9 protein-coding genes and 1 pseudogene are annotated in these 8,731 nt (G+C 66.4%); 5 read left to right on the top strand and 5 right to left on the bottom strand.

Going from position 1 to position 8,731, the window contains the following annotated elements; translation table 11 throughout:
* Positions 1–173 precede the first annotated feature (173 nt).
* Positions 174–887 (bottom strand): metallophosphoesterase, encoded by a 714-nt coding sequence (locus tag B3446_RS03715; RefSeq protein WP_291377352.1) that lies wholly within the window; start codon positions 885–887, stop codon positions 174–176.
* A 191-nt stretch (positions 888–1,078) separates the two neighbouring features.
* Between B3446_RS03715 and B3446_RS03710 the strand changes: the two genes are divergently transcribed.
* Together B3446_RS03710 and B3446_RS03705 are read left to right on the top strand one after the other, a co-directional pair.
* Complete coding sequence (locus B3446_RS03710; protein ID WP_291377351.1) at positions 1,079–2,254, top strand: PepSY-associated TM helix domain-containing protein; 1,176 nt, start codon at positions 1,079–1,081, stop codon at positions 2,252–2,254.
* Positions 2,251–2,448 carry a hypothetical protein gene (locus B3446_RS03705; RefSeq protein ID WP_224776780.1) on the top strand — a complete coding sequence of 66 codons (198 nt, stop codon included), beginning with the start codon at positions 2,251–2,253 and terminating at the stop codon, positions 2,446–2,448. The genes B3446_RS03710 and B3446_RS03705 overlap by 4 nt, the downstream gene beginning before the upstream one ends.
* Positions 2,449–2,508: 60 nt before the next feature.
* On the opposite strand, the gene B3446_RS03700 is transcribed toward B3446_RS03705, so the two are convergent.
* Entirely contained in the window at positions 2,509–3,333 is an 825-nt protein-coding gene (locus B3446_RS03700) for an aldo/keto reductase (RefSeq protein WP_291377350.1), read from the bottom strand.
* 270 nt (positions 3,334–3,603) lie between these two features.
* On the opposite strand from B3446_RS03700, the gene B3446_RS03695 reads away from it, so the two are divergent.
* Entirely contained in the window at positions 3,604–5,409 is a 1,806-nt protein-coding gene (locus B3446_RS03695) for an ABCB family ABC transporter ATP-binding protein/permease (protein ID WP_291377349.1), read from the top strand.
* 51 nt (positions 5,410–5,460) lie between these two features.
* A complete protein-coding gene (locus B3446_RS03690) occupies positions 5,461–5,847 on the top strand; it encodes a Rieske (2Fe-2S) protein (RefSeq protein WP_291377348.1) in 387 nt (128 codons plus the stop codon).
* Between the two features lie 66 nt (positions 5,848–5,913).
* Here the strand turns inward: B3446_RS03690 and B3446_RS03685 are convergent, their stop codons facing one another.
* On the bottom strand, positions 5,914–6,897 hold the full coding sequence (locus B3446_RS03685) for a bile acid:sodium symporter family protein (RefSeq protein WP_291377347.1): 984 nt from the start codon (positions 6,895–6,897) through the stop codon (positions 5,914–5,916).
* A 111-nt stretch (positions 6,898–7,008) separates the two neighbouring features.
* On the opposite strand from B3446_RS03685, the gene B3446_RS03680 reads away from it, so the two are divergent.
* Positions 7,009–7,851 (top strand): LysR substrate-binding domain-containing protein, encoded by an 843-nt coding sequence (locus B3446_RS03680; protein ID WP_191576958.1) that lies wholly within the window; start codon positions 7,009–7,011, stop codon positions 7,849–7,851.
* A 5-nt stretch (positions 7,852–7,856) separates the two neighbouring features.
* On the opposite strand, the gene B3446_RS03675 is transcribed toward B3446_RS03680, so the two are convergent.
* Positions 7,857–8,390, bottom strand: coding sequence for an OsmC family protein (locus B3446_RS03675; RefSeq protein WP_105238257.1), 534 nt, complete (start codon positions 8,388–8,390; stop codon positions 7,857–7,859).
* A 45-nt stretch (positions 8,391–8,435) separates the two neighbouring features.
* Positions 8,436–8,731 (bottom strand): annotated as a pseudogene (locus B3446_RS03670) (cytochrome c); the annotation flags it as partial.

Genomic DNA, 8,731 nt, shown 5'->3' with positions numbered 1-8,731 from the left:
CGGGCGGCGTGCAGACGCCAGCCGTCCCTGCCGCAGCCGCGCCAGCCGACTCGGCCGGCGTAAGCGCCAGCGCCGTGACCGCCCCCGGCGCGGTGACTGCCCGGCCGCTGTAAAAGCTGCGCATCACGCAAAAACGGGCGCCTCGGCGCCCGTTTTTCTTTGTGCCGTCCATCCTACTCGGCGGCCCCGGCCTCGGTCACGACCTCGCGTGGCCACGCCTGCAAGGATTCAAGATTCAGAAACGTGAAATAGCCGCCGTTCCAGCCTTCGGTATCGATGTGATACACGTTGCCCAGCGCAAGCGGCGATGCCACCGGGGTGTGCCCCGCCACCACCGCGCGCACGCCCAGGATGCCGGTCCGATCCATCTGGCGCAGACGGTCGCGCGACCACTGGCACGCCGCGCTGGTGCGCTTGTAGCGGTCCTGCAACGCGGACTCCAGCCGGGGCCAGAACAACACCGGACAGTCGGCATGCAGCAGTCCGACCGCGCCGGACGACGTTTCCACTTCGATGGCAATCGGCAGTTGGGTGAAGGCTTCGGCGAACACCTGCTGCCGCTCGGCGGGCAGATCCAGAAACCAGCCGCCGCCATAACCGCGCCAGTTCGTCACATCCACCTTGCCGGTGCGCACGTGCCGAATCGCGTAGTCCTCGTGGTTGCCTTGCACCGCGTAGAACCAGGGCTTGGCCAGCCAGTCCAGCGCGGCCTCGTTCTCGGGTCCGCGGTCAACCAGATCGCCCACGGAAAAAAGCCGGTCGCGGGTGGGGTCGAACCCCAATTCATCCAGCGCCTGTTGCAGGCGCGAAAAATGTCCATGCACATCGCCCACCGCGAAATCGCGGCCGGACTCGTTGCGCGGAACCTTGAGAAAACGCTGCTCCATGATGATTCGGGAATACCGCAAGGAAAAATCTGACCCTTCTTTTTAACCCGCTTTGGTCCGTCCCCACAGCTAGCCTCGTTGCCGCAAGGGTCAAATAGCGTTACGAGAATCGTACTTGTTCGTGATAATGTTTTCTCCTTTCCCGTACTGCCCTGAAAAGGAGTGGCGCCAAGCCGCTTCCCGCCGTCGCCATGACCGCCGCGTCCACCATCAAAACCTGGTATCTCGTCCATAAATGGACCAGCCTGGTTTGCACGATCTTCCTGCTCATCATCTGTCTGACCGGCTTGCCGCTCGTGTTCCATCACGAGATCGAGCATTGGCTCGACGACGGCAAGCCCTTGTCTGCCGTACCCGCGGACACCCCGCCCGCCAACCTCGACAAGCTCGTGGCCAACGCGCGAGCCATGTACCCGGATGAAGTCGTCGACTACCTGTCCTTCGACCCCGACGAGCCGCAGGTCTTTGTCGGCATGGCCAAGACGCCCGGCGACGGACTCGCCTCGGGCCATGCGATCCGCATGGACGCCCGCACGGGCGACGTGCTGCTCGACGGCCCGCTTTATACCGAAGACAAGTTTTCGTTCATGGGCATCATGCTGGCGCTGCACGTGGACCTGTTCGCCGGCCTGACCGGCGAGTTGTTCCTCGGCTTCATGGGACTGCTGTTTTGCGTGGCCATCGTGTCCGGCGTCGTGCTGTACGGCCCCTTCATGAAGAAGCTGGAATTCGGCACGGTACGCGCCACGCGCTCGACGCGCCTGAAATGGCTGGACCTGCACAACCTGCTGGGCATCGTGACGCTGGTGTGGGCGCTGGTCGTGGGCTTGACCGGCGTCATCAACGAACTGTCCACGCCGCTCTTCCGCCTGTGGCAATCCACCGAACTGCCCCGCGTGCTGGAACCCTACAAGAGTCAGCCCATCCCCACGCAGCTCGCGTCGGCGCAGTTGGTGGCCGACACCGCGCGCAGGGCCATGCCGGGCAACGAAGTATCTTTCATCTCCTTCCCCGGCAACGCGTTCGGCAGCCCGCAGCACTTCATCGCCTGGATGCGCGGCGACTCGCCGCTGACGTCCAAGCTGAACACGCCCGTACTGATCGACGGCCGGACCGGCGCGCTGACGACCGTGGCGAAAATGCCGTGGTACCTGACCGCGCTGGAAGTCTCGCGGCCGCTGCATTTCGGCGACTACGGTGGCCTGCCGCTCAAGATCATCTGGGCGCTGCTGGACCTCGTCACCATCGTCGTGCTGGTGAGCGGACTGTATCTGTGGCTGGCCCGTCGCCGCGCCACCGAAGCGCGCATCAACGAACTCATCAAGAAGCACCAGGCCGCCGCCGCCCCGCAAAGGACGCCCGCATGAGCCATTCAATGGGTAAAGGCAGCCGGGGTTTCCTGTTCGTGTGGGGCGTGCCGATCCTGCTGGGCGCGCTGAGCATCTTTGGCCTGCTGGCGGCCCTGCTGGGCACCGGCGCCTGGCATTGGGCGTCCTGGACTGCGCTGAGCATCCTGCTCGTGGTCATCGTGCGGTACTGGGCGTTCCCGCTCAAGCACTAGCCGAACAGGTTGCGCCGATGGCGGCACGCGCGCCGCGTGCCGCCCGCCGGGGTTCTTTTACTACGCGAACTTCTCGGGGTCCGGGCCCAGGCGCGGGCCTTCCTTGATGCCGTCGATGGCGGCCATGTCCGCTGGCGACAGTTCGAAGTCGAACACGTCGATGTTCTCGCGGATGCGGTCCGGCGTGACGGACTTCGGAATCACGACCAGGTTGTGCTGCAGGTGCCAGCGCAGCGTCACCTGCGCCGGCGACTTGCCGTGCTTTTGCGCCAGGTCCAGGATCACCTTTTCCTTCGTGATGTTGCCCTGCGCGAGCGGACTCCAGGACTCGGTCACGATGCCATGCCGCGCATGAAAGGCCCGCAGCGCATTCTGCGTGAACCCCGGATGCAGCTCGATCTGGTTGACGGCAGGCGTGACGCCGGACGCGTCGATCAGGCGCTCCAGATTGGCTTGCGTGAAGTTCGACACGCCGATTGCCCGCGCGCGCCCGTCTTCCTTCATTTCGATCATGGCGCGCCACGCGTCCAGAAATTTCTCGCTGCCCGCGACCGGCCAGTGGATGAGGTACAGGTCCACGTACGCCAGCCCCAGCTTCTCCAGGCTCTCGTCCATCGCCTTATGCGCGTCGTCGTAGCCGTGCTTGTCGTTCCAGAGCTTGGTCGTGATGAACAGGTCCTTGCGCGCCACGCCGGCCGACCGCAGGCCCGCGCCCACGCCCGCCTCGTTGCCGTAGATGGCCGCCGTGTCCACCGACCGGTAACCTGCCGCCAGCGCTTCCTTCACGCTGGAGGCTGCCTGATCGTCCGGCACCTGCCAGACTCCCAGGCCCAACTGCGGAATCTTGCCTCCGTCGTTCAATTTCACTGCGGGTACCTTCGCCATAAGACCCTCCGTAGCAAGCGACGCGACCCCGGCGCGGCGAAAACGCGCCCGGTCGCGCAACCAGGGGAGCAGCCGGCCGGACCCCCGATTGGAAGAGAAAGAAACGGGCCCGACGTGCTGCGCCCGTGTCGCAATACAGCCTTCAATCCCCCGATGCTGGTGCTTCCGTACCAGGGGTTATCCCTCAAATAGTACCGCTGGTGCCTCATAATGCCCTTCAAACGGCCTAACTCCCCTGTCGGAGGCGGCCCCAAACCCAGCATCCCGATCATGAATTCTCCTGAAACGCGGCCCGGCAAGGGCGGCGGACTTGCCACGCTTCGCACGCTGTTTCCCTACCTGTGGCCGCCCGGCAAGACTGGCCTGAAGGTCCGCGTCGTGGCGGCGCTGCTGTGCCTGTTCGCCGCCAAGGCCGCAACCGTTTACGTGCCGCTGCTGTACAAGCAGGCGGTCGACGAACTGGGCAAGGGCGCGCCCGGCACGGTGACGGTGCCGCTCGGCCTGATCCTCGCCTACGGCACCGCCCGCGTGCTGTCGCTCCTGTTCTCGGAACTGCGCGATGCCATCTTCGCGCGCGTCGGCCAGCATGCGATCCGCTCGGTTGGCCTGCAGATCTTCCGCCACCTGCACGGTCTGGCGCTGCGCTTTCACCTGGCACGTCAGACCGGCGGGCTGAACCGCGCCATCGAACGCGGCACCAAGGGCATCCAGACCCTGCTGTCGTTCCTGCTGTTCAACATCCTGCCCACGTTCTTCGAAATCAGCCTGGTCTGCATCGTGCTGTGGAAGATGTTCGACGGCTGGCTCGCACTGGCTACTGGCGCCACCGTCGTGCTCTACATGGCCTATACGCTTGCCGTGACGGAATGGCGCGCCAAGTTCCGGCGCCAGATGAACGAAACCGACTCCGAGGCCAACACCAAGGCCATTGAGAGCCTGCTGAACTACGAGACGGTCAAGTATTTCGGCAACGAAGAACATGAGGCCCGGCGTTACGACGCCTCGCTCACCCGCTACGAACGCGCCGCCGTGCGCAGCCAGGTCAGCCTGTCGATCCTGAACGTCGGCCAGGCCCTCATCATTTCCACCGGACTGACGCTGGTGATGTGGATGGCGGCGAACGGCATCGCCGAAGGCCGCTATACCCTGGGCGATTTCGTGCTGGTCAACACGTACCTCTTGCAGCTCTACACGCCGCTCAGCTTCTTCGGCTTCATCTACCGCGAAATCAAGCAGGCGCTGATCGACATGGAGCGCATGTTCGAGCTGCTGGGCCAGGACCGCGAAGTCGCGGACCGCCCGGGCGCCACGCCGCTGCAGGTGTCCGGCGGCGCGGTGGAGTTCCGCGACGTGCACTTCGGCTATGACCCGCGCCGCGCCATTCTGAAAGGTGTCAGCTTCTCGATTCCGGCCGGCAAGACGGTGGCCGTGGTGGGCACCTCCGGCGCGGGCAAATCCACCATCGCGCGACTGCTGTTCCGCTTTTATGACACCGACAGCGGCGCCATCCTGATCGACGGCCAGGACGTGCGCGACGTCACGCAGGCCAGCGTGCGGGCGGCCATCGGCGTCGTGCCGCAGGACACCGTGCTCTTTAACGACACGATCCGCTACAACATCGGCTACGGCCGGCCGGGCGCCACCGACGCTGAAATCGAGGCCGCAGCACGCCTTGCTCACATCCACGATCTGATCCTGACCATGCCGGACGGCTACGGCACGATGGTGGGCGAGCGCGGTCTGAAGCTGTCGGGCGGCGAAAAGCAGCGCGTGGCGATCGCGCGCACCATCCTCAAGAATCCGGCCATCTTCCTCTTCGATGAGGCCACCAGCGCGCTCGACACCCATACCGAACGCGAGATCCAGGCCAACCTGCGCGAGGTCAGCCAGGGCCGTAGTACGCTGATCATCGCGCACCGCCTGTCCACGGTGGCGGACGCGGACGAAATCATCGTGCTGGCCGATGGCCGCATCGTCGAACGCGGCCGCCATTCGCAGCTGCTGGCCCTAGGCGGCATCTACGCCGGCATGTGGACCCGCCAGCAGGAAAGCGCCCGGTCGGCGCCGGCGGATTGACAAGCCGCGCCCCCTGTCCGAACATCGCACCCTTTGATTGCCAGGCCTCCCATGCAGGATTCCCCCACCCTTCCCGAAGTCCGCGTCTGCGCCACCGGCGATCTGGTCAACGGCGGCCTTGGCGTGAAGGTGCCCGTGACCGATGGCGCGGGCCGCACCACCGCCTTCTTCGTGCGCTACCAGGACCGGGTGCATGGCTACCTGAACCGCTGCGCCCACGTCGGCGTCGAACTGGACTGGGAAGGCAGCTTCTTCACGCGCGCGGGCGACCTCATCATGTGCGCCCGTCACGGCGCCACCTACCAGCCCGATACTGGGCTGTGCGTGGGCGGCCCCTGTCGAAACGGTCGCCTGACCGCGGTGGACGTGTCCGAGCGCGACGGCAGCGTCTACTGGCAGCCCGCAGGCAAGATCCGTCCGGCGGACGCGGACGCCTGATCGGCTTCGGCGCGGCGCAATGGTTCGGATTTGCGCCCGGGTTTTCGCCTGGGTCCGTGCCCCGCTTTACGCCCGCGCCGCCAGCGCCTGCCCCGGCTCCGCCCGCTCGGCATAACGCCGCGCCAGTACCGCGCAGACCATGAGCTGCATCTGGTGAAAGATCATCAGCGGCAACACCACCACGCCCATCTGCGACGTGCCGAACAGCACGGTCGCAAGCGGAATTCCGGACGCCAGCGACTTCTTCGATCCGCAGAACACCAGCGTGATCTCGTTCTCCTTGCTCAGCCCCAGCTTGCGGCTGCCCCACGTCGTGATCAACAGCACCGATCCCAGCAACAAAGCATTCACCAGCACCATCGTGGCAAGGTCGATGGCCGGGAACGCATGCCAGATACCCTGCGCGACGGCCTCGCTGAATGCGGTGTAGACGGCCAGCAGGATCGAGCTGCGGTCCACCTTGGACAGCGTGCGGCTATTGCGCAGGGCCCACGCCCCGATCCACGGCCGCAGCAGGCTGCCCACCGCAAACGGCAACAACAGCTGCAGCAGGATCCGGCCGGCGTCGGCCAGGCCATGGCCGCCGCCCTGGCGATGCAGTAGCACGGCCACCAGCAGCGGCGTCAGCACGGTGCCCAGCAGATTGGAGGCCGTCGCCGCGCAGATCGCGCCCGGCACGTTGCCGCGCGCCATCGACGTGAAGGCGATCGAGGACTGCACCGTCGACGACAGCGTGCAGACGAACAGCACGCCGATCCACAGCGACGGCGTCAGCAACCCGGGGAACAGCGCGCGCAGGCCCAGGCCCAGCGCAGGAAACAGCAGAAAGGTGCAGGCCAGGATCAGGCCATGCAGACGCACGTCCTTCACGCCGGACACGATGGCATCCGTGGACAGCCGCGCGCCGTGCAGAAAAAACAGCAGCGAGATCGCCACGTTGCTCGCCACCATCATGAACGTCGCGCCCTTGCCCACGGCCGGGAAAAAGCTGGCGAACGCCACGGTGGCGATCAGGATGAGCGTGAATTGGTCGGGCAGAAAGCGGCGCATGGCAAAGGCGTGTCGGAGAAAATGCGCCCACTATAGGCGTGCCCCTTGTTATCGTGAAGGCCACTGGGTACTTTAACTGTCATCGGAAATCCCTATGACCGCATTCCGCCCATGCTCAACCCGCTCTGGCTCAAGACCTTCGCCGCCGCCGCCGGCGCCCCCAGCTTCACCGAAGCCGCGCGCCGGCTGGGCCTGACCCAGCCCACCGTCAGTGAACACATCCGGCAGCTCGAACAGGCCGTAAACCGGCGTCTGTTCCAGCGCGACACCCACTCCCTCGCGCTGACCAGCGACGGCCGCAGCCTGCTCGTGCATGCGGAGATCATCCTGGCCGCGCATGAAAAGGCCGAGCGCCTCTTCGACGCGCCCCGCCTGCGAGGACGGATCCGGCTGGGCACTTCCGACGATCTGGCGATGGGTCCCCTGCCCGATGTGCTGGCGGCGTTTCGTCTGGCGCACCCCGAAGTCGAGCTGGACCTGACCATCGGCGTCACCAGCGACCTCTACAAGCTGCTGGACGACAACCGGCTGGACGTGATGATCGGCAAACGGCGGCGGGGCGACCGCCGCGGCCAGACCTTGCACAAGGAAGCGCTGCTATGGCGCGCCAAGGAAGGCCTGCGCGTCGTCCCCGACGAGCCCCTTCCGTTGATCCTGCTGCGCGAGCCCAGCGTGACGCGCACGCTGGCGCTCGACGCGTTGGCCCGCGCGGGCCGCAGCTGGCAGATCGTCTGCACCAGTACCAGTTACGCGGGCTGCCAGGCGGCCGCGCGCGCGGGTTTGGGCATCACCGTGCAGCCCTCGCACCTATCCACCGCAGGCCTGTCGGCGCCCGCGGGCGCGGCCAACCTGCCCGCGCTGCCCCCGGTGGAATTCATCGTCATCTCAGCGCCCTCGCCCGGCAAACCCACCCGTGCGCTGACCGAGATCCTGATGCGCAGCACCCTGACCTGACCCGCCTACTGCGGCGCGGACCGCGTGTGCTCGACGCTGCCGTGCAACGCCTGCGGCTGCTTGAGCAGGTTCAGGATCGGGCACCACGCCTCCACCGCCTCGTGCACGGCGCGCACCGCGTGCTCGTCCGCCGGCGACACGATGTGCGCCGTGTAGCGGATGTTGTGCGGAAAGAACGGCACCGCCTCGTACCCCGGCTTGCCGCCGCGCGGGTCCAGGTCCCCTTCGATCGACACCTCCAGCGATTCCAGCGGCAGTTCCAGCTCCGCCGCCTTGATGAGAAAGATGTGGGTCAGGCAGCTGCCCAGCGATCCCAGCAGCAGCTCGGGCGAGCTCGGCCCCAGGTCGTATCCCGCAAAATCGGCCGGGCTGTCGCTCACCACCTGGTGATCGCGAATACGGATGCGCCGCACGCCGCTACGCCCTTCCGCGCTGACGTGTGCACGCAGCTTCACCGGCTCGACGGTCTTCGGATCGCGCCCGTTGCGCAGCAATACGGCGGCGCGCTTCTGGTCCAGATATTCGTTCAACGTACTCATCTTGCAGACCTCGCTTGAAAGAAAAACGTGCGAAGGACGCGCGGCTCAATTGCGCCGCAGGTCGGTCAAGGCGATGGGTGCACGGTCCATCGCCAGCAGAATCTCGCCCAGGCCGCGCGCGTTGCCGGCTTCCATGCGCCCGCCCGGCCCGCAGACGTCGTCGGCGCTGGTCCACGCCGGCGCAGCATGTGGCAGCCGCTGCGCGCGCAGCCAGCCGCGGCGGTCCACCAGGAACTGTGCGCCCGCCAGGCCGTCCGGTGGTACGCCCGCAGCCAAGGCATAGGCCTCCCACGCCGCGGGGTCCGCCGCCACGCAATCGGCGTCCATTGCGCCCGTGCGGC

The organism is Achromobacter sp. UBA5777 (assembly GCF_002418565.1).
GTDB lineage: Bacteria > Pseudomonadota > Gammaproteobacteria > Burkholderiales > Burkholderiaceae_B > Achromobacter > Achromobacter animicus.
Note: the sequence above shows the minus strand (reverse complement) of the source record. Positions and strands in the feature narration are given on the sequence as shown.